Origin of the sequence: Deinococcus koreensis, from assembly GCF_002901445.1 — a bacterium.
Lineage (GTDB): Bacteria > Deinococcota > Deinococci > Deinococcales > Deinococcaceae > Deinococcus > Deinococcus koreensis.
Genome location: NZ_PPPD01000001.1, coordinates 1,679,588 through 1,705,584, shown reverse-complemented (window position 1 = coordinate 1,705,584; position 25,997 = coordinate 1,679,588). Strand labels below are relative to the sequence as shown.

The 25,997-nt window shown below is 69.4% G+C and carries 21 protein-coding genes; 9 read left to right on the top strand and 12 right to left on the bottom strand.

The genetic code is table 11. The features are described 5' to 3' along the window. Positions 1 to 17: 17 nt before the first annotated feature. Together CVO96_RS08090 and CVO96_RS08085 are read right to left on the bottom strand one after the other, a co-directional pair. On the bottom strand, positions 18 to 1,037 hold the full coding sequence (locus tag CVO96_RS08090) for an alpha-ketoacid dehydrogenase subunit beta (protein ID WP_103311794.1): 1,020 nt from the start codon (positions 1,035 to 1,037) through the stop codon (positions 18 to 20). After that, positions 1,034 to 2,158 (bottom strand): thiamine pyrophosphate-dependent dehydrogenase E1 component subunit alpha, encoded by a 1,125-nt coding sequence (locus tag CVO96_RS08085; protein WP_103311793.1) that lies wholly within the window; start codon positions 2,156 to 2,158, stop codon positions 1,034 to 1,036. The genes CVO96_RS08090 and CVO96_RS08085 overlap by 4 nt, the downstream gene beginning before the upstream one ends. Before the next feature lie 417 nt (positions 2,159 to 2,575). On the opposite strand from CVO96_RS08085, the gene mnmG reads away from it, so the two are divergent. The 5 genes from mnmG (at position 2,576) to parB (ending at position 7,115) form a co-directional block, all read left to right on the top strand. Further along, positions 2,576 to 4,381 carry a tRNA uridine-5-carboxymethylaminomethyl(34) synthesis enzyme MnmG gene (gene mnmG, locus CVO96_RS08080; RefSeq protein ID WP_103311792.1) on the top strand — a complete coding sequence of 602 codons (1,806 nt, stop codon included), beginning with the start codon at positions 2,576 to 2,578 and terminating at the stop codon, positions 4,379 to 4,381. A 93-nt stretch (positions 4,382 to 4,474) separates the two neighbouring features. After that, complete coding sequence (locus CVO96_RS21255) at positions 4,475 to 4,795, top strand: hypothetical protein (RefSeq protein ID WP_207795288.1); 321 nt, start codon at positions 4,475 to 4,477, stop codon at positions 4,793 to 4,795. Next, entirely contained in the window at positions 4,792 to 5,529 is a 738-nt protein-coding gene (rsmG, locus tag CVO96_RS08075) for a 16S rRNA (guanine(527)-N(7))-methyltransferase RsmG (protein WP_207795287.1), read from the top strand. The genes CVO96_RS21255 and rsmG overlap by 4 nt, the downstream gene beginning before the upstream one ends. A gap of 10 nt (positions 5,530 to 5,539) precedes the next feature. After that, on the top strand, positions 5,540 to 6,289 hold the full coding sequence (locus CVO96_RS08070) for a ParA family protein (protein ID WP_103311790.1): 750 nt from the start codon (positions 5,540 to 5,542) through the stop codon (positions 6,287 to 6,289). Next, on the top strand, positions 6,273 to 7,115 hold the full coding sequence (parB, locus tag CVO96_RS08065; RefSeq protein ID WP_103311789.1) for a ParB/RepB/Spo0J family partition protein ParB: 843 nt from the start codon (positions 6,273 to 6,275) through the stop codon (positions 7,113 to 7,115). Before CVO96_RS08070 ends, parB begins: the two co-directional genes overlap by 17 nt. A 74-nt stretch (positions 7,116 to 7,189) precedes the next feature. Here the strand turns inward: parB and CVO96_RS08060 are convergent, their stop codons facing one another. The 5 genes from CVO96_RS08060 to CVO96_RS08040 all read right to left on the bottom strand — a co-directional run bounded on the left by CVO96_RS08060 (position 7,190) and on the right by CVO96_RS08040 (position 13,624). Beyond that, on the bottom strand, positions 7,190 to 8,626 hold the full coding sequence (locus CVO96_RS08060; RefSeq protein ID WP_103311788.1) for a VanW family protein: 1,437 nt from the start codon (positions 8,624 to 8,626) through the stop codon (positions 7,190 to 7,192). Positions 8,627 to 8,763: 137 nt separating this feature from the next. Then, the gene (locus CVO96_RS08055) at positions 8,764 to 10,029 is read right to left on the bottom strand and encodes a DUF1501 domain-containing protein (RefSeq protein WP_103311787.1); all 1,266 of its coding nucleotides are present in this window, start codon (positions 10,027 to 10,029) and stop codon (positions 8,764 to 8,766) included. Between the two features lie 84 nt (positions 10,030 to 10,113). After that, positions 10,114 to 11,748, bottom strand: a complete 1,635-nt coding sequence (locus CVO96_RS08050) for a DUF1800 domain-containing protein (protein WP_103311786.1) — start codon at positions 11,746 to 11,748, stop codon at positions 10,114 to 10,116. Positions 11,749 to 11,903: 155 nt separating this feature from the next. Then, complete coding sequence (locus CVO96_RS08045) at positions 11,904 to 12,905, bottom strand: YpdA family putative bacillithiol disulfide reductase (RefSeq protein WP_103313363.1); 1,002 nt, start codon at positions 12,903 to 12,905, stop codon at positions 11,904 to 11,906. 74 nt (positions 12,906 to 12,979) lie between these two features. Then, positions 12,980 to 13,624 carry a helix-turn-helix domain-containing protein gene (locus CVO96_RS08040; protein WP_103311785.1) on the bottom strand — a complete coding sequence of 215 codons (645 nt, stop codon included), beginning with the start codon at positions 13,622 to 13,624 and terminating at the stop codon, positions 12,980 to 12,982. Positions 13,625 to 13,696: 72 nt separating this feature from the next. Here CVO96_RS08040 and CVO96_RS08035 point away from each other — a divergent pair, with 72 nt between their 5' ends. Continuing rightward, on the top strand, positions 13,697 to 14,929 hold the full coding sequence (locus CVO96_RS08035; RefSeq protein ID WP_103311784.1) for an MFS transporter: 1,233 nt from the start codon (positions 13,697 to 13,699) through the stop codon (positions 14,927 to 14,929). 414 nt (positions 14,930 to 15,343) lie between these two features. Here CVO96_RS08035 and CVO96_RS08030 read toward each other — a convergent pair whose 3' ends face one another. Beyond that, on the bottom strand, positions 15,344 to 16,528 hold the full coding sequence (locus CVO96_RS08030; RefSeq protein ID WP_103311783.1) for a DUF4397 domain-containing protein: 1,185 nt from the start codon (positions 16,526 to 16,528) through the stop codon (positions 15,344 to 15,346). A gap of 572 nt (positions 16,529 to 17,100) precedes the next feature. On the opposite strand from CVO96_RS08030, the gene fumC reads away from it, so the two are divergent. Both fumC and CVO96_RS08020 read left to right on the top strand, forming a co-directional pair. Then, positions 17,101 to 18,489 carry a class II fumarate hydratase gene (gene fumC, locus CVO96_RS08025; RefSeq protein ID WP_103311782.1) on the top strand — a complete coding sequence of 463 codons (1,389 nt, stop codon included), beginning with the start codon at positions 17,101 to 17,103 and terminating at the stop codon, positions 18,487 to 18,489. An 85-nt stretch (positions 18,490 to 18,574) separates the two neighbouring features. Further along, positions 18,575 to 18,916 carry a hypothetical protein gene (locus tag CVO96_RS08020; RefSeq protein WP_103311781.1) on the top strand — a complete coding sequence of 114 codons (342 nt, stop codon included), beginning with the start codon at positions 18,575 to 18,577 and terminating at the stop codon, positions 18,914 to 18,916. 334 nt (positions 18,917 to 19,250) lie between these two features. Here CVO96_RS08020 and CVO96_RS08015 read toward each other — a convergent pair whose 3' ends face one another. Both CVO96_RS08015 and CVO96_RS08010 read right to left on the bottom strand, forming a co-directional pair. Beyond that, a complete protein-coding gene (locus tag CVO96_RS08015; RefSeq protein ID WP_103311780.1) occupies positions 19,251 to 19,457 on the bottom strand; it encodes a hypothetical protein in 207 nt (68 codons plus the stop codon). A gap of 55 nt (positions 19,458 to 19,512) precedes the next feature. Then, on the bottom strand, positions 19,513 to 21,417 hold the full coding sequence (locus tag CVO96_RS08010; RefSeq protein ID WP_103311779.1) for an acetate--CoA ligase: 1,905 nt from the start codon (positions 21,415 to 21,417) through the stop codon (positions 19,513 to 19,515). A gap of 299 nt (positions 21,418 to 21,716) precedes the next feature. On the opposite strand from CVO96_RS08010, the gene ddrC reads away from it, so the two are divergent. After that, positions 21,717 to 22,412: a DNA damage response protein DdrC gene (gene ddrC / locus CVO96_RS08005; protein WP_103311778.1), complete on the top strand. Its 696-nt coding sequence runs from the start codon at positions 21,717 to 21,719 to the stop codon at positions 22,410 to 22,412. 80 nt (positions 22,413 to 22,492) lie between these two features. Here the strand turns inward: ddrC and CVO96_RS08000 are convergent, their stop codons facing one another. Both CVO96_RS08000 and CVO96_RS07995 read right to left on the bottom strand, forming a co-directional pair. Beyond that, positions 22,493 to 24,424 (bottom strand): S8 family peptidase, encoded by a 1,932-nt coding sequence (locus CVO96_RS08000; RefSeq protein WP_243398221.1) that lies wholly within the window; start codon positions 24,422 to 24,424, stop codon positions 22,493 to 22,495. 178 nt (positions 24,425 to 24,602) lie between these two features. Further along, positions 24,603 to 25,856 (bottom strand): right-handed parallel beta-helix repeat-containing protein, encoded by a 1,254-nt coding sequence (locus tag CVO96_RS07995; protein ID WP_165795240.1) that lies wholly within the window; start codon positions 25,854 to 25,856, stop codon positions 24,603 to 24,605. Positions 25,857 to 25,997 lie beyond the last annotated feature (141 nt).

The following is a 25,997-nucleotide window of genomic DNA, read 5'->3' as shown; positions in this document are numbered from 1 at the left end:
TGTCTGGTGTCCGGGCATCAGTAGTTCAGCACCTTTACACAGGCCGCCAGGATCCGGTTGGCGCCCGGCAGGTAGACCTTGTCCTGCACATACGGGTACGGGGTGTCGAAGCCCGCCACCTGCCCGACCGGGGAGAGCAGCGAATCGAAGGCCTGCTCCTGGATCACGTAGGCCACCTCGCCCATGAAGTTCGAGATGCGCGGCGCCTCGCTGACCAGCACGGCGCGGCCGGTCTTCTGCACCGAGCCCACGACCAGATCCTGATCCCAGGGCACCAGCGAGCGCAGGTCGATCACCTCGGCGCTGATCCCCTCGGCCGCGAGGGCGTCCGCCGCCTTCTCCAGATCGGGCATCACGCCGCCGTACCCGATCAGGCTGAGATCCTGGCCCTCGCGGCGAATGGCGGCCTCGCCGATCTTCACGGTGTAGTCGTGGCCCGGCACCTCGCCCTTGGCGGCGCGGTACAGCCGCTTGGGCTCGAAGAAGATCACCGGGTCGTCGGAGCGGATGGCGGCCTTGAGCAGCCCCTTGGCGTCGTAGGGCGTGCTGGGCATCACGACCTTCAGGCCCGGCGTGTGGGTGTAGTAGCTCTCCGGGCTCTGGCTGTGGTGGTGCCCACCCTTGACCCCGCCGCCCGAGGGCGTGCGGATCACCAGCGGCGCCGTGAACTGCCCGCCGCTGCGGTAGCGCAGCTTGGCCGCCTGGGAGATGATCTGGTCGAAGCCTGGCCCCATGTAATCGGCGAACTGGATCTCCGCGATGGGCCGCAGCCCGCGCGCCGCCATCCCGACCGCCGCCCCCACGATGCTCGCCTCCGAGAGCGGGGTGTCGAACACCCGCGTCTTGCCGAAGCGCTGTTGTAGGCCGGCAGTCGCCATGAAGACGCCGCCGCGTGCGCCCACGTCCTCGCCGAACAGCACCACCCGCGAGTCGCGTTCCAGTTCCTCGGCCAGCGCCTCGGTCACCGCCTGAATGAGGTTGATGACGCGGGGCTCTCCCGTGCCCTGGGCCGCCTGCCGTTCCTGCGTGGCGGTCATGCCCGCGCTCCCTGGGACGCGGCGCCCTCCATCTCCGAGCGCAGCGCCGCCGCCTGGTCGCGCAGGTGGCTGGGCAGGTCGGAGTACACGTCCTCGAAGATGATCCGCCAGTCCGGCGAGCCGGTGGCCTCGGCAGCCAGCACGTGCTCGTCGACCTCGCGGTGCGTCCGGGCGATCAGGTCGGCCCGCTCCTCGGCGCCGATAGGCTGCCCCAGGCCCTCCAGCAGCTTCTCCAGGCGGACGATCGGGTCGCGGCCCAGCCACTCGTCCACCTCGTCGCGCGTGCGGTAGCTCTTCTCGGCGTCGGCGTCGGCGTTGCTGTGCGAGCCCACGCGGTAGGTCAGGCACTCGACCAGCGCGGGGCCGTTGCCGGCGCGCACGTAGTCGGCCGCGTGCGTGCAGACCTCCATGACGGCCACGATGTCGTTGCCGTCGACGTAGAAGCCCGGCATCCCGTAGGCCTTCGCCTTGATGTGTATGGTCTCGCTGGCCGTCTGTCCGCGCAGGTTGGTGCTGATCGCCCACTGGTTGTTCTCGCAGACGAACAGGCATGGCGCCCCGGCGGCGCCCGCCATGTTCATGCCCGCGTGCCAGTCGCCCTCGCTGGTCGCGCCGTCCCCGAAGGTGCAGACCGTGATCTCGTCGGTGCCCAGGTATTTCTGGGCCATGGCGCTGCCGGCGGCCGGCGGCACCTGCGAGGCGATGCTGGAGCTGACCGAGACGAAGTTCATCCGCGCCGAGGCGAAGTGGTGCGGCATCTGACGCCCGCGGCTGGGGTCGGAGTTGGTGCCCAGGCACTGGCTGATCAGCTCGAACATGGGCACGCCCAGGGCCAGCCCCAGCGTGTGATCCCGGTAGTAGGGCCAGACCCAGTCGTGTCCGGTGCGGATGCTGCGGGCGAGCCCGACCTGGGTCGCCTCCATGCCGCTCGACTGCGCGTAGAAGGTGGTGCGCCCCTGACGCAGCAGGGTGATCAGCTTGCGGTCGAATTCGCGCGCACGGAGCATGGTGTGGTGCAGGTCGCGCAGCAGTTCCGGCGTGTAGGTCGCGGGCAATTCCTGCACGACCTGGCCGTCCTCCGCCACATAGCGGATGGGGGCTGGGGTGTGGGGTTCAATCATGGGGATGCGGCCTCCTCGCTGGGCGCCCCGGCCGTGTGGGCCAGCGCGGGGCCGCCAGGAATCTGTCTAGAAAACACTTGTTAGGCATTGTAGTGGTTGAGGGTGTCGCAGGAATATCGCCCTGGTGTCTCTGATGGCTGGACGGAGGCAGGATGGCTTGGTCAACGGAATGGCCTTGAACTGTGTGCTGGACGCTCGACTGGTCATTCGCGGGTCGACGGTGAGAGCCACGGTCGCAGCTCCTCACTCCCTCACTCCGAGTGCTATAGGTCGGGTGTCAAAACGCTTGTGGGGGTCTCTTGGGCTGCGGCCCTCCCCTTTCGTCGCATCACCGCCTCGCTTCCCGCTGCACCCGCCCCAGGGAGCAAGCAGCGTCACCGTTGGGCGACCCCGGGGCGGGTACACTGCTCGGTTGAGATGAGTTCCTGGGACGTGGTGGTAATCGGTGGCGGGCACGCTGGTCTGGAGGCGGCCTGGGCGGCGGCCAAGCTGTCCCGGGTGGCCCTGATGATCGGCAACCCGGCCACCATCGGCCGGATGCCGTGCAACCCTGCCGTGGGCGGGCCGGGCAAGAGCCAGCTGGTGTTCGAGGTGCAGGCGCTCGGCGGGCTGATGGGCCGGCTGGCCGATGCCACGGCGATCCATACCCGGGTGCTCAACGCCAGCAAGGGCCCGGCGGTACAGTCCCTGCGGGTTCAGAATGAACGGGACGCCTACGCGGAGCACGCCCAGGACGTCATTCTCGGGCACCCTGGGCTGGAGATCCTGCGGGGTGAGGCGGCCGATCTGGAGCCGGACGGGCAGGGCGGCTGGATCGTCGTCACCACCGACGGTCGCCGCTTCGCGACCCGCAGCGTGGTGATCGCCGCCGGCACCTTCATGCGGGGGCTGGCCTGGTATGGGCGACAGTCGCGTCCGGAGGGCCGCCAGGGAGAGCCGCCTTCGCGCTTCCTCTCCTCTCCCCTGTCCCGCGCGGGTCATGTGCTCAAGCGGTACAAGACCGGCACCCCGCCCCGCGTCCGTGCCGATTCCGTGCGGTTTCAGGATCTGCTGGAGATTCCGGCCGATCCCCTGCCCCGTGGATTCACCGGAACGCCTGGGCCACGCGCCACCGAGTCCCCCACCTGGCAGACCCACACCACGCCCGAGACGCACCAGCTCATCCACGACAATCTCCACGAGTCCCCGATGTATGCCGGAGACATCGAGGGCCTCGGGCCACGGTACTGCCCCAGCATTGAGGACAAGGTCGTCCGCTTCGCCCACCACGACCGACACCTGCTGTTCGTCGAGCCGGACGGTATCCAGACCAGTGAGGTGTACCTCCAGGGTTTCAGTTCGTCGTTGCCTCCCCACCTGCAGGACGCCCTGGTCAGAACCCTGCCGGGCTTCGAACAGGCGGTCATCCAGCGCTACGCCTACGCCGTGGAATACGACGTGGTCGATTCCACTGAGCTGACCCTGAATCTGGAATCGCGGGTGATGCCGGGGGTGTTCACCGCCGGGCAGATCAATGGCACCAGCGGTTACGAGGAGGCGGCAGCCCAGGGGCTGGTCGCCGGCGTCGCCGCCGCACGCCGCGCCACCGGGGGGTCGTCGCCCGTGTTCGAGCGGGGCTGCGGCTACCTGGGAGTGCTGCTGGACGATCTGGTGTTCAAGGGCAGCGACGAGCCCTACCGGATGATGACCAGCCGCGTGGAACACCGCCTGCTGGTGCGGCAGGACAACGCCGATGAGCGGCTGACCCGGACGGGGTATGACCTGGGTCTGGTGGACGAGGCTGAACTGCGGAGGGTGGAGCAGAAGTACGAGCGGGTCGAGCAGGCCCGTCTGTCCCTGGCCTCGCAGCGCATTCAGGGACAGACCGGCGACGCCTGGCTGAGACGCCCGGAATTCCGTCTGGGCGACGTGGAGGCGTTGGGCATCCGTCTGCCTGCCCTGGACGCGGCCGAGCGGGAGGCCCTGGAGATCCGGGTGAAGTACCAGGGGTATATCGACCGCGCCGAACTGCAGCTGGCCTCTGAAGCGCGGGCCCAGGGCCTGAGCCTGACGGAGTTGGATTTCTCCAGCCTGGAGGGGTTGTCTCTGGAGGCACGGGAGAAGCTGCTCCGGCACCGGCCCCCGACGGTGGCCCAGGCCGCGCGCATTCCCGGCGTGCGGCACGCCGATATCAGCGCGCTGCTGGTGCACCTCAAGCGCAGGGGTGTTTCACGGGAAACTTGACGGTGAAACAAGAAGCTTGAGGCGTGCGACACCAGACTTGACCCTGAAGATGTTTCACGGGAAACTTGACGGTGAAACAACACGGAGGTTTCCTTGGACGCATTTGAACGAGGCCTGCTGCTGGGAGTGCTGATCGGGGAGGGGCACTTCGGAGGCGACGGCAAACAACCGCAGATCACCGTGCGGATGCACACGCGACATCAGCAGCTGTTCCACACCCTGGTTCGGCTGTGCCCGGGTTCCAAGCTGTACGGTCCCTACACGCACGGAGGCCGGAGCTATTACCAATGGATGGTGCGGGGCGGGCTGCTGCGGGACACCCTGGTGCCCCTGCTGGACGCCCTGCCGCTGGCCGACATCGATGCCCATGTCTCGGAGCGCTATCAGGACATGAAGGCGAGGTATGGCCTGTGACGCCAGAGGGAGAGCGCCTGCTGCGCGAGGGCCTGGCGAGCCTGGAACTCGACCTGACTGCGGACATGGAGCAGGCCTTCGGACGGCTCCTCGACCTGCTGCAGGAGGGCAACCGCCGGCTCAACCTCACGGCCCTGAAGTCCGAGGCCGACATCGTCCTCAAGCACTTCGTCGACTCGGCCACCTGTCTGCGGGGTGGGTATCTGAAGGGGCCCCTGCGGGTCGTGGATCTGGGCACCGGTGCCGGGTTCCCGGCGCTGCCGCTGGCGATCCTGCGACCCGGACTGACCCTGACGCCGGTCGACTCCATCCGCAAGAAGATCGATTTCGTGAGAGCAACGGCGCAGGCCCTGGAGCTGCCGAACGTGACTCCACTGGTCGGCCGGGCCGAGACCCTGGCCCGAGAACCCGCCCACCGCGCCCGGTACGACCGGGTGGTGGTGCGGGCCGTGGCGGCGCTGCCGGTGCTGGTCGAACTCGCCCTTCCGCTGCTGCGGGTTGGCGGCCTGCTGGTGGCGCAGAAGGGGCCGATCGAGGCGGATGAGCTGGAGGCCGGTGGGCGCGCCGCCCACGAGGTCGGCGGACGGGTCGTGGACGTCGATCCCTTCGCCCTGCCGATCCTGGGCGACGGGCGCACCCTGGTGACGGTGGAGAAGACCCGCCCTACCCCTGAGCGCTACCCCCGCCGCGAAGGCATTCCGGCGCAGCAACCGTTATTCTGGGATGCAAAGTGACGGTGATTCTTTGAAAGCACTCGGGATTGTCAACCAGAAGGGTGGCGTGGGCAAGACCACCACAGCGGTGAACCTGGCCGCCTACCTCGCCGCCGGAGGACGCCGGGTGCTCCTGCTCGACATGGATCCTCAGGGCAACGCGACCAGCGGGCTGGGCCTGCGCGGCGCCGAACAGGGGCTCTACGAGGCCCTGGGCGATCCCTCGCGCGTGGCCGAGTTCGTCCGGCCCACCGCCCAGAAGGGGCTGGACGTCCTGCCCTCCACCCCGGATCTGGCCGGCGCCGGGGTGGAACTCTCGGAGGATCCGGACGCGCTGGGACGCCTGCTGGCAAGCGTCCATGGTTACGACCTCGTGATCATCGACGCCCCGCCCAGCCTGGGACCGCTCACCGTGAACGTCCTGGCGGCGGCCGAAGCGCTGCTTATTCCGCTGCAGGCGGAGTATTACGCCCTGGAGGGCCTCGCCGGGTTGATGGAAACCATCGAGCGGGTGCAGGGCGGCCTCAATCCCCGGCTGAAGGTGCTGGGCGTGGTGCTCACCATGTTCGACGGCCGCACCAACCTGTCGCAGGAGGTCGAGACGATGGTGCGCCAGCACTTCGGGGAGCTGGTCTTCTGGTCCGTCGTGCCGCGCAACGTCCGGCTGTCCGAGGCGCCCAGCTTCGCCAAGCCCATCAACGCCTTCGCGCCCCTGTCGAGCGGCGCGGCGGCCTACAAGCGACTGGCCGAGGAGGTGCTGCAGCGTGTCGAAAAAATCTAGTCTGGGGCGGGGCCTGGAGGCGCTGCTCGCCCGCCCGGTGACGGAGGCGGGCCCGGTCGGCCCTCAGGTGCAGTCGCTGAAGATCGAGCGCATCGTGCAGGCGGCCTACCAGCCCCGGCAGGTGTTCGAACCCTCGTCGCTGGCGGAGCTGGCCCAGAGCATCCGCGAGAAAGGCGTCCTGCAGCCGCTGCTGGTGCGCCCGCGTGGCGAGTCCTTCGAGATCGTGGCGGGCGAGCGGCGCTGGCGGGCCAGTCAGCTGGCCGGGCTGACCGAGCTGCCGGTGATCATCCGTGACCTGGCCGACCGGGAAGCGCTGGAAATCGCCATCATCGAGAACCTGCAGCGCGAGGATCTGGGGCCGCTGGAAGAGGCGCGGGCCTACCAGTCGCTGCTGGAGCACGGGCTAAACCAGGAGGGGGTGGCCCAGGCGGTGGGCAAGGGCCGCAGCACGATCGCCAACGCCCTGCGCCTGCTGACCCTGCCCGACCCGGCCCTGAACGCGCTGGAGGGCGGAGAGATCAGCGCCGGCCACGCCCGCGCGATCCTGGCCCAGCCGGACAAGGATCGCCTGTGGGCGCTGGAGCAGATCCGCAGCCGGGGCCTGAACGTGCGCGAGGCCGAGGGGCTCAGGCGTGAGGCGCGCCCCCAGCCACCGGTCAAGGTCAACCCGCCGCGCGCCTACCGCCAGGTCGAGCTGGATCTCAGCCGCCGCACCGGCACCCGCGTGAAGATCACTGGTGAGGACAAGGGCCGGGTCGAACTCAGCTACGCTAGCCGGGAAGAACTCGACCGGATTCTGGAGATCCTGGGGTACAGCGCGGATTGAGCGCAGGCCCGACAGGGGAGGGGAGAGGCCAGCTGGCCTCTCCCCTCGATCTGTTCCTGAGGTATTCGCCGACGTCAGCGACGGGCGCCCACCACGTCCGGAGCCACCAGATAGATGTTCGGCCAGGGGCGGTATGAGCTTTTCAGCACGTCCTGCTTGAAGGTCTTGCCGTTCCGCACGAACTTCCTGGTGACCTCGATGACGGCGCCGGGCGCGGCCCAGTCGACCTGCTTGCGCTGGCCGGCCGGCAGCGAGGGGTCGGGAATCAGGCGGTCGGCCGGCGAGGGGGTGGTGCTCAGGGTCTTCGGGGCGGCCAGTTCCACCGTGAAGTCGCGCGCCTTGCCGAACACGCTGATGCTCAGCCGGGATTCCTCGTCGTTCCAGTCGGCCTGGAACCACAGAGCGCCGCCCGTGTCGTTCCGGAAGCGCAGATCCAGGGTGGGCTGGTAGATGGTGGCGTCCAGTCCCTGGGGGTCGTAGTAATGCACCTGATAGGAGTGGTTCTGCCGCTGCAGGATGGGCAGCCCGGCGCCGTACAGGGTTCGGAACACGGTGGTGCTGACCTGGCAGATGCCGCCGCCCACCCCGTCGGCCGTGCGCTCGCCGGCGATCACCAGACCGGTCACGAAGCCCGTCTTCAGGCTCACCGGCCCGACCATCTGGTTGAAGGAGACCGCGCTGGCGTCCAGCAGACGATCCTTGAAGTGGCTGGCGCCGACATGGATGTTGGTCATCCGCGCCGGGCTGCTGCCGTAGTAGTTGGTCTCGCCCGTGTTCAGGTGGGCCGTGATGCCCCTGCTCAGGAAGAAGTCCAGCGTGCGTTTCGGGGCGCTCTGGCCGGTGACCACGACGTTCACCTTGATCGCCCTGGGGTTCAGGAGGGCCGCCAGCACATTGTCGCGGGTGCGCGCTTCATCGATCCGCAGGCCGTTGCGCTGCACGACCGCCCAGCCATCCCAGAGTTCCTCGAAGCGGGCGTCCTGGGCGCTGAGGGGCAGTCCGGCGATGAAGGCCTTCAGGTCGGCCTCCAGGCTCGGCGTGATGGCGCCGCGCTGGCGGAGCTGCGCGACCCGGGGGCCGGGAATGGTCAGGGTGCGCGTGAAGGGCACCGTGGTCTTCTTGCCGCCGACGAGGGCGGGCCAGGCGGCTTCCACATTGATCAGCAGCGGCGCCGTGACCTTGGGGGCCGGCACGGTGATCTCGGGCCTGGGCGGCTCGGGGGGGGGCTGCGGCACGGGCGCGGCCGGCACTGGTTCGGCGGGCACCGGTTCAGCTGGAGCCGGTTCGACGGGTTCCGGTTCGACCGGTGCAGGTTCGACGGGCGCAGGTTCCACCGGCACGGGTGGGGGGGCGGGCTCGGTGGGTGCGCCGGGAGCCGGGGGCAGGGCCGGAATGACCGGAGTGGACGACTGCGCCAGGCTCGACGACTGGGCCAGACTGGTTGACTGGGCCAGACCGGCCTGGAGCAGCAGCACTCCAAGGCCCAGGGCCCGCAAAGAACGCGAATTCATGGTTCGGAGTATCCCACGCAGGCAGGCGGCAACAGTGAAGCGTGGCCGGGCCGCCCTTCACCCAGGGCGCCCGAGGTGTGGGCCCGCCCGGACAGCACCCGGCCCCGTCCTTCGCGGATCCGGGACGGCAGGTACGTTCAGCCCCCGGCCGCCGGCCCGTTCACCACACCCAGCGCCGGGCCGGCCTTGAAGCCCGGAAACACCTTGTCCAGGTGGGGATTGCCTGCGGGGCCGCCCAGCACCTCGCCCAGCACCTGCCGGTAGTCGGTGGTCACGGCGAGATCGGCGCCGTCGTAGAGCGCGCCCGGAGCGAGCCCGGGCCAGCGTCCGTGGATCCGGCCGCCCTTCACCCCGGCCCCCAGCAGCAGGCTCAGGCCGCCGTGGCCGTGGTCGGTGCCGCCCGAGGCGTTCTGGGTGAGCCGGCGCCCGAACTCGCTCTGCACGATCACCGTGACCCTGCCGCCCAGGCCGGCGCCCGAGACGTCGGCCCAGAAGGCGTGCAGGGCCGTGCTCAGTTCGCCCAGCAGTTCCGCGAGGTGGCCCTGCCCGCCGTCCCCCTGGTATTCGTGGGTGTCCCAGCCGCCGAAGTCCACCGTGGCGACCCGCACGCCCAGCCCGGCCCGCAGGATCTGGGCCACCGTGCCCAGGCTGTGGCCGAGTTCGCTGTCGGGATACCCCTTGGGCGCGGCGAGCTGCGCTCCGGCGATCATCCGCAGGTCGCGCAGGGTGTGCTGGCCCGCGCGGTGAAGCCAGCTCTCGCCCCGGTACAGGCCCGAGAGCGCCTCCTCCAGCCAGCGCCGGCCCTCGGGAGAATCGTCGAGTCGGAAGTCTCCGGCGTCCTGCAGGGCCAGCGCGTCCTGACCGCGCAGCGAGGCGGCGGGGCTGCCGCCCACGCTCAGCGCCGGCGAGAGCACGTCCACCCCGCCCGCCGCTCCCGGCGCGCTGGCGAGGTGGCGGGCCAGCCAGCCGTCGCCCAGGGGCCCCAGGCCGACCTCGCCGGAGGAGCCGCGCTCGATGAAGTCCATGGCGTCGAAGTGGCTGCGGGTCTCGCCGGTCAGGCCGGTGGCGGTGACCAGCCCCAGCGCTCCGGCCTGATACAGCTCGCGCAGCGGGGCCATCGCCGGGTGCAGCCCGAACTGGTCGCCCAGGGGCAGGGCCGCCCGCTCGCCGCTGCGCGGCAGTTTCAGGCCGGGCCGCGCAGCCTCGTAGATGCCCCGGTCGGGGCCGTCCAGGGGGGGCAGCACGTTCAGGGCGTCCCAGCCGCCGCGCAGGAACAGCACCACCAGCGCGTGTCCGTTGCCGGCGTCGGGCGCGGCCAGGGCCAGCGTGCCCAGCCGCGCCCCGCTGAGCGCCGCGATGGCGGCCGAACAGCCCATCAGGAATCCACGTCGGTTGGTCTGCATAGGGGCGATCCTCCTCGTCCGGCACGGTGTCGTCTTGAGCTGTCGTCGGGTCGCGGGCGGTCACCGCGGCCCGAGCGTGAACCGCTAGCTGACCAGGGCCTCAGGGGTCATCAGCACGAAGGCCACGGCGTCGGGCAGGCGCTCGCGGATCTGTTCGGGGCTCAGGGGCGCCGTGATCTCTCCTCCGGCGGCGAGCTGCCGGGCCACGACCGCACGGCTGCCTGGAGGGAGCGGCTGGCCCAGCACGCGCACGGCCCAGTGGTCGGCCAGTTCCAGCGGGGTCTTCAGGTGCGGCGGGGTGGCGCCCGGCACGTCGCTGCGCACCTCCTTCCACCAGTTGCCGCTCAGGGCTCGGGCCATCGTCCAGCGCCGCAGCAGGTGACCCGAGCCGCTCCACGCCGCGCGGCGATCCGGGGCCCCGTTGGGAGGCCGCCAGTCGTAGACCTCCTGGCCCAGCCAGCCGGGCGGCCAGAACTCGCCGGGCCGGGCCTGCAGGTCGCTCCCGAGCACCCGCATGGTGGCGGCCAGCGCGTCCAGCGGCCGCCGCAGCCGCTCGCCCCAGCTCGTGCGGAAGGCGTCCGAGGCGGCCAGGAAGCGCACCACCTGGGCCAGCTGATCCGGCGCCTTGCGGGCTTTGAGGAACACCTGAGCCGCGCCCTCGACCAGTTCGGGAGGCGGGGTCTCGGTGATCAGCCGGCGGGCCAGCTTCAGGGCCACATGCCGCGCCGTGCCCGGGTGGGCCGCCAGCAGGTCGAGCAGCACCTCGCCCTCCTGCTCGCCGCCGTTGGGCGGGAAATAGTGGCCCAGCACGGTCTTCTGGAAACGGTCGTGGCCCTGGGGATCGAAGGCGAAGCCGCCGCCGTCGCCGAAGGTGCTGTCGGGGTCGTCGGCCGTGCGCCAGCCGGTGAGCACCCGCGTGGCCTCGTACACGTCGTCATCGACATAGCCGCCCGGCACGCCCCCGACACGCGGCACGGCGCTCTGGCGGCCGACCCCCCGGTAATGTTCGGCGCCCAGCGTGTGCAGCTCGAACAGCTCGCGGGCGTAGTTCTCGTTGGGGCCGGCGCGCGTGGAGCTGGCGTTGTCGAGGTAGTACAGCATGACCGGGTGGTGGGCCACGGCCCCCAGCAGCGTCCGGAAGCTGCCCAGCGCGTGACGCCGCAGCGTGGCGTCGTAGTGGGGCAGCAGCGCCGGGATGCGCTCGTCCTTGTCGGGATGCACGTTGAAGTGGTCGCGCCAGAAGCCGGTCACGACCTCGTGCAGCTGGCGGCGGCTGTAGACCATGCGGGTCAGCACCGCCAGCCGCGTCTCGACCGTCGGCTGCCAGATCACCTCGTACTTGCGCTCGCCCTCCGGCGCCCCCCGGTAGTAGGTCTTCCAGAGGTCGGGCAGGGACTCCTTCAGGCTGTCCAGTCCCCCCAGCCGCTCCTCGCAGCCCCGGTCGTCCAGTTCGCCGGGGCTGAGCTGGGCGTCCAGCCAGCGGGTCAGCCGGGCCGCGTCGTCGGCGCCCAGCTTCCGGAAGGCCTGCAGGTCGTCCGGGGTGCTCCCGAAGCCCAGCCGCGAGAGCACGATCACGCCCAGCGGCGGGCGGGAGAAGGCCGGGGCAGCCGCCTTCGCAGGCGCCGGGGGGGCGCTCTCGGCGCGCGCCAGCACGGCCGGCACGGTGGCGAGTACCCCCGCTTTCAGTACGGTTCGCCGCCCGACGCGCTCTCCACTCATGCCACCCTCCCGCCCGGCCGTCCGGCCAGACCCAACTGACCCGAAGGTAAGCTAAGGGACGATGTGGATGGTTGCCAGCCAGGTGAGAAGAAAGAAGATCGTAAGATGTATTACACTCTACCCGGCCGGGTCAGCGGACGGAACCACTGCCCAGGTCAGACGCCTGCCAGCTGCTCCTGTCCCCTCAGCTGCCGCACGATCTCGGCCACTGCGAGATCGGCGTGGAAACGGCCGTTCTCGATGAACACCTGATTGGTCTTGCCGGCGAAGCCGGCGCTGCCCGCCACGAACAGCCCGGGCACGGAGCTCTCGTAGTGCTCGCTGAGCACCAGGCACTCGTCGGGGTGCGTCGCCAGCGCCAGCCCGGACAGGAACGACAGATCGGGCCGGTAGCCGGTCAGGGCGAAGGTGTAGTGGGTGGGGAGATCCCAGGTCGTGCCGTCCTCACGCTGCACGGTCACGTGCTCCGGATGGATCTCGACCACCCGCGAGTTGAACTGCGCGGCGACGCTGCCTTCCTTGATGCGGTTCTCCAGATCGGGCCGTACCCAGTACTTGATGGTGGACTTCAGTTCGGGGGCACGCACGACCATCGTCACGTTCGCGCCGCCGCGCCACAGATCCAGGGCGGCGTCGGCGGCCGAGTTCCCGGCACCGATCACGGTCACGTCCAGGCCCATGAAGGGGTGGGCCTCGCTGTAGTAGTGGCTCACGTTCTGCCCGTCCTCACCGGGAATGCCCAGGTGCAGCGGGTGGTCGTAGTAGCCGGTCGCCACGACCACGCGGCGGGCCTCGACCACACCGGGCGTGCCGTCGCGTTTCTCGATCTCCAGCGTGAAGCCGGCGGGCGCGGCGTGCAGACCCGTGACCTCGGTGTACTGCTCGACGTCCAGCGCCTCGCGCTGGGTGACCAGCCGGTAGTACATCAGCGCGTCGCGCCGGTCCGGCTTGTCATGCCCGGTCACCATCGGGTGGTTGCCGATCTCCAGTTCCGGGGCGGTGGTGAAAAAGGTCATGTAGGTGGGGTATTCGAAGATGGCGTTCACCACGCAGCCCTTCTCCAGCACCACGTAACTCAGGCCCGCGCGTTTGCAGGCGATGGCGGCCGCCAGACCGACCGGCCCGGCCCCGACGATGGCGACGTCATACAGACTCATGCCGGGCATTCTGCCAAAGGGGAAGGCGGCGCACTGCATGGAGGGCACGGTATGGGGCCTCAGCGCTCGATCTCTCAGCGCACCTCGCCGCGTACCAGCAGGATCGCCAGGCTGTAGGGGTCGGCGCCGGGCGTCTCTTTGGCCTCGAATTCCTGAAACAGTTCCAGCAGTCGGGCCTTGAACTGCTGCGCCTGGGCCGGCGCGAGGGTCAGGGTGTTGATGTTCGCCAGCAGAGGTGTGGAACCGTCGAAGAGATCGGCAGCCGTATCGTCGGCATTCCCGGCGCGCAGGCTGCCGCCGGCCTCACTCGCCTGCAGCCAGTACCCCCAGCCGTCGCTGTGCCCGCGCATGACCTGCACGGTCAGGTTCACCATCTGTTCGATACGTGGCACCAGTTGCGCGGCCAGGAAGGCTTCCAGGGTCTCCGCCCCGGTGACCTCGAAGGGGATGAACCAGCGCCCGTGGACGGCGTAGCGCCGCACAGCGCGGCCGGCGCGCGGCTGCACGCTGCCGACGCGGGCCACCCCGGCCGTGTGGAGTCGGCCCACCAGATACTGCGCCCGGTTCGGGTTCACCCCCAGTTCGGCCGCCAGCTCGCTCACGCTGCGCGGCGCCTTCATCAGCAGCCCCAGCAGGGGGCGCAGGCCCACGTCCAGCAGCAGCGCGGCCTGCCGGGCATCGGCGACCCGGGCGGGAGGTTCTACACCGGCCGCTTCCATACCGGCAGCATAGAACCGCTCTACCTCAATTCAGGCGTTTCTCTTCAGGTAGACCTGACCCACACTCGGCGTATGCCCCCCCACCTGTGGAACCGCTCCTTCGTGATCTGGCTGATCGGCAGCGCCCAGTCGCAGTTCGGCAGCGCGCTGGCGGGCATCGCCCTGAGCTTCCTGGTGCTGCACCAGACGGGCTCGGCGGGGAAGATGGCGCTGACCCTGGCCTGCTCGCTGGCCCCCCACCTGCTGATGCCGCTGGCCGGCGCCTGGGTCGACCGCGTGAACCTGAAGCTGCCACTGATCGGGGCGGACGTGGCGCGCGGCGCGCTGCAGCTGCTGGTGGGCGGGCTGGCGCTGGCCTGGGGCGAGGTGCCGCTGTGGCTGGTCAACGGCGCGGCCCTGCTGACCGGTCTGGCGAACATCTTCGCCCAGCCGGCGGGCGGCGCGGCGGTGCCGGCGCTGGTGCCGCCCCAGGAGCTGGCCCGCGCCAACGGCCTGCTGGGCGGCGCCGGTCAGGGCGCGTGGCTGGCAGGCACCCTGGCCGGCGGCTGGATCGTGGCGAGCTTCTCGCCCGCCGCCGCCATCGTGCTCGACGGCCTCAGCTTTCTGATCATGGCGGCCCTGCTGCTGCTGGTGCGGCTGCCTGCCCGGGCGGTGCCCAGCGGCCCGCGCCCGTCCCTGTTCGGCGACCTGCTGGACGGCCTGCGCCTCATGCGCCGCTCGCGCACGCTGATGTTCACGCCGCTGATCGGGCTGGTGCTGAACGCCACCCTGGCCCCGCTGATGGTCGTGACGCCCAAGCTGATGGAGTCGCTGGGCGCCGGCGCGCAGGGCTACGGCACCTTCCTGGCGCTGGAAAGTGCCGGGATGCTGCTGTCGGGGGCGCTGATCGCCGTGCTGGGCCAGCGACTGGCGCCGCGCCGGGCCACTGCCGCCGGACTGGGGCTCACCTCGGGGGTGTTTGCGGTGATGTGGCTGCACCCGGTCACCGGCACCCTGCTGGCCTGCGCCGCCGCGCTGGGCTTCGGCTTCGGTGTCCTGAACACGCCGCTGAATACCCTGCTGCAGCAGATGGTGCCCGCCGACTACCTGGGCCGGGTCTTCAGCGTGCTGGGCATGGTCTCCAGCCTGGGCATGCCGCTGAGCCTGCTGCTGCTCTCGCCGGTGCTCGACCAGTTGCCTCTGCCCCTGTGGTTCGGGCTGGCCGCGCTGCTCATGACGCTGGGCGGGGTGGCCTGGCTGCTGGTGGTGCTCTCCGAACGTCGCCTGCCCGATCTGCACCCGCCGGCCGAGGCGCTGGCGGGTTGAACTCAGCCGGGACGAAGGTGGGTAGGGGACGAACCCGAGCCAAGCGAGGATGAGTTCCATACCGAGTGGGACGATGAACATCTCTGCCGATCTTCCCAGGGCAGAGATTGGAATCGTTCGAATTCGATATCAGCTGGGCGCGACCATCCCTGCTCCTGTCACGGGATGTGGCGCGCACGGCTTCTCGATGTCCCGATCGCCGGTTCTTCGCTGGCGGGTGGCCTGGAGCCGCACGGCTGGCTGCGCTGCAGTCGCCTCCAGAACTCCGGGAGGCGACTGAGACGAATTCCGGTTCAACCCGTCGTTGAATAACGGGCTGAACCGGGGGCGCAGGTGGAAGGAACAAGGACGGATGTCCAGGCGTTGGAGCATCTGACGCCTTCCCGGATAGAATGGATATGGCCGAAATCCCTCTCAGTTGTCCTGCAGCAGCACCGCGCCGAAGGCCTGGGTGCCAGGCAGCGGATCGACGGCGAAGGCGGTGAACACCTTGCCCGCCATCAGCGACAGCTTGCCGGAGTCGATGACCACGGTCTTGGTGTGCGGCAGCGTGATCCTCACCTGGTAGTCGCCCGGGGGCAGGGGCAGGTATCCCGAATCCTTGCTGTACTGGAAGTCTGCGATGGCCGGAGAAATTTTCCCGATGTCGGCCCCAGGCGCCGTGACATACACATCCACCAGATTGGCGGCGGGGGTGGCGGCGGCGTGAACCAGCCTGACCTGCGCCTTGTCGGGCTTGCTGGCCGCGCTGTCCTGCAGCACCAGCGGGGTCAGCGGGCGCGGGGTCTTGCCGTGGTCGTCGTCGGGGCTCAGGGTGCCGATCACGGCGACCGTGTAGCGCGTCCCCGCAGCCAGATTCAGGGCGGCGGCGACCGGGCAGACGGTGGTGCCGGCGGCGCAGACCTTGACCTGGCGCTTGCCGGAGGGCAACTGGGCGTAACCGCCGCCGGCCGCGTTGTTCGGGAAGGTGGTGCGGAAGGCGAAACCGCCGGCGGGAGAGACCTTGGCGCCGTCGATCAGCAGATCCACCGCCGGGGTATCGCTGGAAGCGTGCAGCGCGCGGGCACCGCTTTTCGGCGCCTCGGCGGGAGGGGCGGCCTGCAGCGTGGCCGTCCAGGTGCCCCGGTCGCCTCCACCGATGTCCGGCCCGAAGAAGACCCCGCTCAGCATCCTGGCCTCGCCGGGCTTGCCACGTCCGATGATGCCCTGAGGCTCCACGTCGAAGACCAGGATGCTGCTGCCGTCCTTGAACAGCAGCCCCCGCACCCCCACGGTGCCCGCCAGGGTGCCCTCCAGGAAGCTCAGGCCGCTTCGCAGCGCCCGCACCTTGAGCTTCAGATCTCCGGCCAGCACGGTGCCGGTGCTGGGGCCCTGCGTGACCGTGCCCTTGAAGGCGTAGGTGACGTTGGTCACGGCTCCGCTGGAGGGCCGCAGCGACTCGGCGCCCAGCATGGTCTGCGCCTGGGCGTCGCTCATCTGGGCGGCCGTCGCGGCCTGGGCCGGGGCAGGCTGGGTGCCCGCCTGGGGGGTGCTGGTGCCACACGCCATCAACGCCAGCGAGAGAGTGCAGACGACTGCGGTCAATCGGGTGATCTTCATGACGTCTCCTGCCGCGACACCGTGGGGGGGGAGCTTCGGGACGAGGCGCCTCAACGTAACCGGATGTTCAATCTGGCAATTGCGGGGCTGGCTCCAATCGAAGATGAAGGGGAGATTGAGACAGTTCAAATGAGTATTGTGCACCAAATTCGACTCTTTTGAGCTTCGCCACAGCGTTCTCCGGATGAAGCATGACTCAGCCCTGACAGGGTGACGGCAAAAAACTCATGGAAAACTCATCCCAGATGACCCAGGACGCCGGAGCCTGACCACCAGAGAGCTGCCCGCACCCGCCTGTCCTCATCTGACACATGAATGTGACACGTAGATGGTCGTCGGTGCGCGCTGGAGATGAGAGGGGCACCTGCCCGAAGTGACTTCCCTGGCAGCCTCTGCCCGCCTGCTGGGCCGCCCTCTCCGTCGATCCTCAGGCTTCCCACGCTCCTCTCATAGCCGCCTGCGGCTCAGAAAATTCTCAGGCCAGGCTGGTGAGCACCCGGTGCCTGGGGTTTGCAGGGGCCTGCGCCATGTTCCCTGCGCCGTGACCGCCCTCGCCCCCTAAAATCAGGCCCATGACCCGCAGAGAATCCGACACCATGGGCACCCTGGAAGTCGCCGCTGACCGCTACTGGGGCGCGCAGACCGAGCGCAGCATCCACAATTTCCCCATCGGCCGCGACACCTTCGTGTGGGGCCGGCCCATCATCCGGGCGCTGGGCATCCTGAAAAAGGGCGCCGCGCAGGCCAACGCCGAGCTGGGCGAATTGCCCCGCGAGGTGGCCGACCTGATCGTGCAGGCCGCCGACGAGGTGATCGCCGGGAAGCTCGACGACCACTTCCCGCTGGTGGTGTTCCAGACGGGCTCGGGCACTCAGAGCAACATGAACGCCAACGAGGTCATCTCCAACCGCGCCATCGAGATCGCGGGCGGCGAGATGGGCAGCAAGGCGCCCGTCCACCCCAACGACCACGTGAACCGCGGCCAGAGCAGCAACGACACCTTCCCGACCGCCATGCACATCGCGGTGGTACTGGAACTGAGCGAGCGGCTGTACGGCGCGGTCGGGAAGCTGCGGGACACGCTGGACGCCAAGGCCAGGGCGTATGCCGGGCTGGTCAAGGTCGGCCGCACCCACCTGCAGGACGCCACGCCGATCACGCTGGGCCAGGAGATCGGCGGCTGGGTCGCGCAGCTCGACTACGCGCTCGCCGAGGTGCGCCACGCGGGGGAAGGACTGCTCGACCTCGCCATCGGCGGCACGGCGGTGGGCACCGGGCTGAACGCCCATCCCAAATTCGGCGACCTGGCCGCGCAGAAGTACGCCGAGGAGACCGGCTTCGCCTTCCGCTCGGCCGACAACAAGTTCGCCGCGCTGAGCGCCCACGACGCCCTGGTGCAGACCTCCGCCGCTCTGCGAACCCTCGCGGGCGCCCTGATGAAGATGGCGAACGACGTACGCTGGCTCGCCAGTGGCCCCCGCAACGGCATCGGCGAGATCGTGATTCCCGAGAACGAGCCCGGCAGCTCCATCATGCCCGGCAAGGTCAACCCCACGCAGAGCGAGGCGCTGACGATGGTCGCCACCCGCGTCTTCGGCAACGACGCCACCGTGGCCTTCGCGGGCTCGCAGGGCAACTTCCAGCTCAACGTCTTCAAGCCGGTGATGGTTCATGCCGTGCTGGAGAGCGTCCGCCTGATCAGCGACGCCTGCCTCGCCTTCAACGACCACTGCGCCGTGGGCATCGAGCCGAATCTGACCCAGATCGAGCACAACCTCTCGATCAACCTGATGCAGGTCACGGCCCTGAACAAGCACATCGGTTACGACAAGGCCGCTGCGATTGCCAAGAAGGCGCATAAGGAGGGGAGCAGCCTGAAAGAGGCGGCGCTAGCCCTGGGCCACGTCACGGAAGAGGAATTCGCCCAGTGGGTCGTGCCCCTGGACATGACGCACAACTGAGCAGGGGAGGGGAGAGGGGCGGCGGTCTGGATGACGCCGCCTCACTTCTGCTCGGGAAAGCCGCGTCTTTCCGGTACCGTCAGGCATGAACACGAACACGAATTTCAACCTGGGGAATCTGGGCTCCGATTTCGGCCTTCTGGCGGCGGGGCTGATCCTCGCCTACGGGGTCTGGGTCGGGCGCGGCGACCTGGGGATGCGGGCGGCCTGGGGTGTGCTGGGATCGGTGATCGTGACGTCGTTCCTGCCCCTGCTGTTCTTCAATACCCTCATCTCCAGGTTCCTCGTGCCTGGGGGGGGTGGGCTCGCCCTGTTCCTGGGATCGGCGGCGCTCACGACCGTTTCGACCCTGCTGGCTTTCCTCCCCCTGTACATCGCCGTGAACTGGATGGAGGTCATCCGCGGTGCCAGCCGGCCGCCCCGCTGAACAAGGCGCTCCCTGCTATACATCGGGTCGGCGGCGAATATGAGAGAAAGCCCTGTCCCACACGTCAGAATCGGGCCTCAGGGGATGCGCTTGACGCCCGCTGCATACCGCGCTATCTTTTCCTTATCACCGCCGAAGAGGCGGGTTTTTTATTTTGGTCAGCTTGAGCCCTATGCACCTGCTCGCGCGTGTCCGATCTGCGGAGGCTGTCCCAGAGGCGATTTTTCTGATCCAGTGCGGTGTCCTTGACCTCCCGTGCATACCACGCTATAGTCTTCCTATCACCGTCCGCGAAAGGGCGGGTTTTTTGTTTTCACCCTCACTTCTTCACCCGCTACGCCGAGCCGCCACGTCCCTTGGCCGCCTTCCAGGTGCCGCCGTAGCGGTACTCGGGGTTGTCCTCGGCTTCCACGCGGCGGCAGGGTGGGCACAGGAAGACCCAGCCCTCGGCCTCGCGGCGGACGATCCGGTACATGACCGGAGAGGGCTGGCCGCAGCGGGCACAGGGTTTCTCGCGCTGGCGGTGGGCTTCGGCGGGCATGGCGGAAGTGTAGGGGGGCCGGTGTGGGCGGCGGTGAGGGCCACGTTGGGTGTTTCTACCCCTCCAGCGTGGTCAGGTCGCCCGGATCTTCGCCCAGCGCCTGCGCCCGCAGGAGCCGCCGCATGATCTTGCCGCTTCTGGTCTTGGGCAGCGCGGCGACCACATGCACCTCGCCGGGGGTGGCGATCGGCCCCAGTTCACGGCGCACATGTTCGCTGATGCTGGCGCGCAGGCCAGGGCTGTCACTGTGCGTGGCGCGCAGGATCACGTGGGCGACGATGCTCTGTCCCTTCAGCTCGTCGGGAAGGCCGATCACGGCGGCCTCGGCCACGGCGGGGTGCGAGACCAGCGCGTCCTCGACGTCCGCGCTGCCGATGCGGTGCCCGGCCACGCTGAGCACGTCGTCCGCGCGGCCCAGGATGGAGATGTAGCCGTGCTCGTCGCGCATCGCCAGATCGCCCGAGAGGTAGCCGGCGGGATTCTCGTTCCAGATCTCCGCGTACTTCTGCGGGTTGCCGTGGATGCCGCGCATCATGGACGGGAAGGGCCGGCGGATCACCAGGAAGCCCTGCTGCCCGTCTGGCACGCGCTGGCCATGCTCGTCCACCACGTCGGCGTCCACACCGGCCAGCGGGCGGCCCACGAAGCCGGGGCGGGCGGGCCAGCGCGGGTGGGTGCCCAGGGTGGGGGCGCCCAGTTCGGTCTGCCACCAGTTGTCGATCACGACCGCGTGCGCGCCCTCGCCCAGCCCGCCGCCCAGGTGCTGCTGCGCCCAGCGCCACGCTTCCGGGTTCAGCGCCTCGCCCGCGCAGGCGATCACGCGCAGGGAACCCAGGTCGTAGGGCGCAGCGACCTCGGCCCCCAGTTTCATGAACAATCTCAGCGCGGTGGGCGCGGTGAACAGCACGTTCACGCCGTACCGCTCGACGGCGCGCCACAGCACGCCGGGATCGGGGAAGTCGGGCGCCCCCTCGCGGAACAATACGGTCGCGCCCGCCACCAGCGGCCCGTACACGATGTAGGAGTGCCCCACGACCCAGCCGATGTCGGAGGTGCAGAAAAAGACGTCGCCCGGCTGCACGTCGAAGAGGCTCCGGAGGTGGTACGCCGTGCCGATCATGTAGCCCGCGTGGCTGTGCAGCACGCCCTTGGGCCGGCCGGTGGAGCCGGAGGTGTACAGGATGAACAGCGGGTGCTCGGCGTTCACGGGCACGGCCGGGGCGCGGCCGTGGGTGAACAGGCTCTCCCAGGCGACCGTGCGGGCGTCGTGTTCGCGCGAGTAGGTCGTGATGCGCTCCCACAGCACCAGATGCTCGACCTCCGGCAGATCCGCGATGGCCTCGGCGGCGATGGCGTACAGGTCGACCAGCTTGCCGCGTCGGTGGCCCACGTCGGCCGTGACCACCACCCGCGCGCCCGCGTCCTGGATGCGGCCCCGCAGCGCGCTCACGCCCAGGCCGGCGTAGACCACGGAGTGCACGGCCCCGATGCGCGCACAGGCCAGCATAGCGATACAGCCCTCCGGGGTCAGGGGCATGTAGATCACCACCCGGTCGCCCAGCCCCACGCCCAGCGCCCGCAGTCCGGCGGCGGCGCGCTCCACCCGCTCGTGCAGCATCCCGTAGGTGAGCACCTGGGCCTCGCCCTGTTCGGGCAGCCAGATGAAGGCGGCTTTCGTGCGGGTCTCGCCGCGGGCGTGGCGGTCGAGCGCGTTCAGCGTGATGTTCGTCTCGCCGTCCGCGAACCACTGCATGTGCGGCCGCTCCCAGATCAGGGCCGTGGTGGGGGCCCTCGTCCACTCGTAGCCCTGCGCCTGGGCCAGCCAGAAGCCCTCCGGGTCGCGCTCCGCGTGCTCGATATCGGCCTGCGGGTCGGAATGCAGGCGCCCGCTCACGCTGAGGGGGGTGGGGACACGTCCGGGCGCGGTGGCCTGGGTGGAGCTGGCCTGTGGATCGGTCATGGAAGCCTCCGGGGGCGGGGTGACGTCGGCAGGAGCGGATTGTGCGTGCGCCTCAGTGTAAGGCGGGAACGGTGCCCGGCCGGTGCCTGTGTTCCGGGCTGCTCCCACCGCTCAGGGCCCCTGGATGGAGGTCGCCGGAGAGGGAGCCGGAGGATCGGTCAGTTGGGCGCGGAGGATAGAATTCATCCTCATGCCGATTCCTAAAACGCCGTTCCAGACGTCCGTTTTCTCTCGCCGAAGATGAAGACGGGATCAGCCCACAATTATGCTCTGTACAGAATTTATGATACAATCTTCGTATGAAGAACGCTCCGTTGACCCTTGAATTCGGCACCGTGCGGCTGCCCGTCAGCGCCGACGGACTGCTGCACGCCCCCACCGCCCTGACCCAGCTCGGCCTGAGCGACAGCGCCTGGTCGGCCCTGGCCGCCGAGCACGAACTGGACAGCCCCACGCGCGACTTCGGCGCCGGCCCCGAGGCCACGCTGAGCGTGCCCGACTTCGCCCGGCTGGCGTTCACGCTGGGCACGCCTCAGGCCAGGCGCTGGCGAAAGCGCGCGCAGGAACTGCTGGTGCGCGCCATGCAGGGCGACGTGCGGCTCTCGGCCCAGATTGCCGAGCGCAACCCCGACCCCGAGGCGCGCCGCTGGCTGACCGCCCGCCTGGAGAGCACCCACGCCCGCCGCGAGCTGATGAGCACCGTGGCCCGCCACGGCGGCGACGGTACGGTCTACGGCCAGCTCGGCTCGATCTCCAACCGCTCGGTGCTGGGCACCGACTCGGCCACCATCCGCCGCGAACGGGGGGTCAAGTCCACCCGCGACGGCCTGAACCCCACCGAACTGCTGCGGCTGGCCTACCTGGACACCGCCACCGCCCGCGCCATCCAGGAACGCGGCGCCCAGGGCAACGACGCCATCCTGAGGCTGCACCAGTTCGTGGCCCGCCGAGAACGCCTGGGCTGGGAAACGCCGCTGCCCAACCAGGCGGGGTAAGCAGGAAGGACAGGACGTCTCCCGGAGCACCTGACTCCGGGAGACGTTTTTGATGTGTCGGAGGTCTCGGCAGGGCTGCGCTACCGGGTCGGTGCCCGCTCCTGAATGGCCTGGGCCAGCGACTGCAGCGGCGTCTGGGCCGTGGCCGCCCGCGTCGCTGTGGCGCTCGCCCGGTAGGGCTCCAGGGTGATGTCGATGCCGATGATGGTGCGCGCGACCGAATCCACCGTCACGAAGTCCGGGTAGGCGCCCAGCGGCTCGCCTTCATCGACCTCGCCGTTCGAATTGATGTCCTGCCACGCGCCCACCAGATATTTGCCGGGCTGGGCGTTCTTGAGCTGATAGGGATTCCTCAGCGTCCTGGGCTCCAGCAGGGTGGCCGGGCTGCGCGCCAGATCGAAGCCCTGCTGCAGCACGTAGAACGCGGCCACCAGGGTCTTGATCTGCGCCACCGGGGCAGGCACCGGAGCCGGGGTCGGTGTGGGGGTCGCCGAGCCCTTCAGGGTCGCGGCCGCGTCGATCAGGCCGGCGCCGCAGCCCGACTTCACCCCGCAGCTCGCGTCGCTGACCGGCCGGGCCGCCGCCTTCATGCGCGCGAGCACCTGCGCGGGGCTGAGGCCCGGCTCTTTGCCCAGCAGCAGCGCGGCCAGCCCGGCCACCTGCGGCGTGGCCTGCGAGGTGCCCTGGTAGAAGGCGTACACGAACTCGCCACTCTGGTCGTCCTTGACCGTGCTCAGGATGCCCGCCGGAAACTGCTCGCTGCCGATCTTGAGCAGCAGGTCGGTGTTGCCTCCCGGCGCCATGAGATCGATGCGGGCGCCGTGATTGGAGTAGTAGGCGCGTTTGCCGTCCGGCCCCAGCGCGCCCACCGCGATCACGTTCCGGCAGTTGGCGGGGCTGCTGGTACTGGTGTCGCTGTTCTCGTTGCCCGCCGCCACCACCGTGACGATCCCGGCTTCGGCCAGGGCATCGAAGAGTTCCTGCTCGGCAGCTGAGCACTCGCCCGCCCCGCCCAGACTGAGGTTGATCACGCGGGCCGGGTTGGGATTGACGGGCACGCCCTTGAGCTCGCCGCCGGCCGCCCAGTAGATGCCCAGCAGGATGTCGCTCATCGGGCCCCCGCCGCTTTTGCCCAGCACACGCACCGGCACGATCCGGGCGCCCCAGCTGACCCCCGCGATGCCACGGCCGTTGTTGCTCGCCGCCGCGACGATCCCGGCCACGTGGGCGCCGTGGTACCCGCTGTCCCCGCCCTCGTCGGTCGGGTCGGCGTCGGCACCGTTGCCGTCTCCGGCGTTGGCCGCGTCCTGCACGAAGTCGAAGCCGGGCAGCAGGCGACCGGCCAGATCCGGGTGCGCCACGATGCCCGAGTCCACCACGGCCACGGTGACCGCGCTGCCGGTCGTAATGTCCCAGGCGGCGGGCAGGTTCATGGCCTGGGCGCCCCACTGCACCGGGTAGAAGGTGTCGTTGGGTGTCTTCATGGCGTGCATCCAGCGGTCGGGCTCGGCGTAGAGCACGTCTGGGCGGGCTGCCAGACTGGAGAGCAGCGCGGCGCTGCCGGCCACCGACAGGCCCGGCTGGGCACGGTAGAGCCCCAACCCGGCCGGCCCCAGCGGGCGCACCAGCTCCAGGGCGGCGCCGTTCACGCTCAGGCGGCCCAAGAGCGTCGCCGGCTCTGCGGCCTGGGCGCTGAGGCCGGGCCGCAGCTTCACGATGAACTGACCGGGGATGATGCCCCGGGTGGTCGCACCTGCCGCCGCCTGCCGCCGCCCGACCTCCGAGCGCTGAGTCCACCACGACGGTCTGGAGATGATCTGCCCAGCTTCCACCGGAGCGGACGTGCCCGCCCGGCCGCCCGGCGACTCCACGACCCCACCGATAGAGCTGAGGGCGGGCGGCTGAGGTTGGGGCTGTGGCTGGGGTTGGGGTTGCGGAGACGGACCGGTCGAGCCCCCACAGGCGGCGAGCAGCAGCGAAAGACCGATCAGGGCGTGGCGGAGCTGGGGCATAAGGATCTCCTGAGGGGGCCAGAGGATAGGCAGTGGGTCAGGGATGGGGAGCCGGCGGGAACTCATTCGGGCGGTGGCCGGGGGGACAGACCTGTCACGGTCAGCCCGAGTCCCATTTCACCCGTCCCATTTCACCATGTCCCCCCGGCCGGGGCGGGCCCGGAACAGCCGCGAGTCCTCAGCTGCAGTCCAGATTCACGTTGCCGTCCGGGTTGTCCTCGTACGTCATGCCGGTGCCGATGTCGATATCGGCGTTCGCGTCGCCGAAATCGAGGCTGTTGAGGCAGATGCCATAGCCGCTGCTGTGGGCCACGCGGCTGTTCAGGATGTTCAGGTATGAGCCGTGGCCGACGTAGACGTTGGCTCCCTTTCCGCCGCCATACAGCACCTGCACGTGTTCCAGGCGGTTGTTCGCCGACCCGGAATAGAAGAAGTCCAGACCGTCCCAGTACCCCCGTTCAGGCTTTTCGCCAGTGAAGATGATCGGGTCTTTGGCCGTGCCGACCGCGCGGATCGCGCCTCCATGCAGGTTGAAGGCGGCGCCACTGTCCATCACGATCTTCACGCCGGGTTCGATGGTCAGCAGCCCGCCCACGTAGTACACCGCGATGCTCACGTAGTACGGCGCGTTCAGCCTGTGCAGGGTGGTGCTGTTGGCGGTGTCGTCCCAGTCGAGCTTGACGTACGGAGCGCCGTTGGGCAGTCCCCTGCTCGCCCCGGTGTAGTCGCTGGCCGCGTCCAGCACGCTCGCCTGCTGGGTGCTGACGCGCAGTCCGTAGCCCACGTTGTCGAAAAACACGTTGTTGGCGAACTCCTTGATGTACAGCCGGTTCAGGTCGCTGATACTCATGCCCGTGGCATAGCTGCCCGACACCGTGTTGTTCTTGAAGGTCAATGTGCCGTCCACACCGCTGATGGCCGCGTAATTCTTGGTGTACCCGGTCTGACCGGCGCTCTCGATGTCGGTGTACTCGATGCGGCTGGGGCGGGCGCCGTTGAACGAGATGCCGTTCCAGTAGCCCTTGGTCTTGTTCAGCCCGATCATCTTGATGCGCTGGCTCGGAGTGCCCACGGCGTTCAGCACGCCGCCCGAGCTGATATACACCGAGCTGTCCTGCCCGAACTTGATGACCGTGCCCGGATCGATGGTCAGCACCGAGGTCACGTCGATCACCCCATCGATCAGGTAATCGCAGGCGGCCGGCGAATTCACCATGCGCGTGGCGACGGTGATGTCCTCCACCCCGCTGAACTCGACCGCGCACTTGCCGGTATCGGGCGGCGTACCCGGCGGAACACCGGGGCCGGGCGGCGTCCCGGGGCCGGGTGGCGTCGTGGGCGCTGGCGGGCCAGACGGGGACGTGCCGCCGCAGGCGATCAGCAGGCTCAGCAGCGGGGTGAGCAGGGTGGGCCGTGGAAAACGTGCAGACATGTGTCCTCCAGGGGTGGAGTAATCGTGGGATCAGGTGTCCAGGGCTGGAAGCACGGCGACAGGAGGAAGGCCCGCGTGGTGGCTGCAACGTGGACAGGCCGGAAAGCAGCCCACGCTGGGGTCACGCTACGCCCCGGGTGT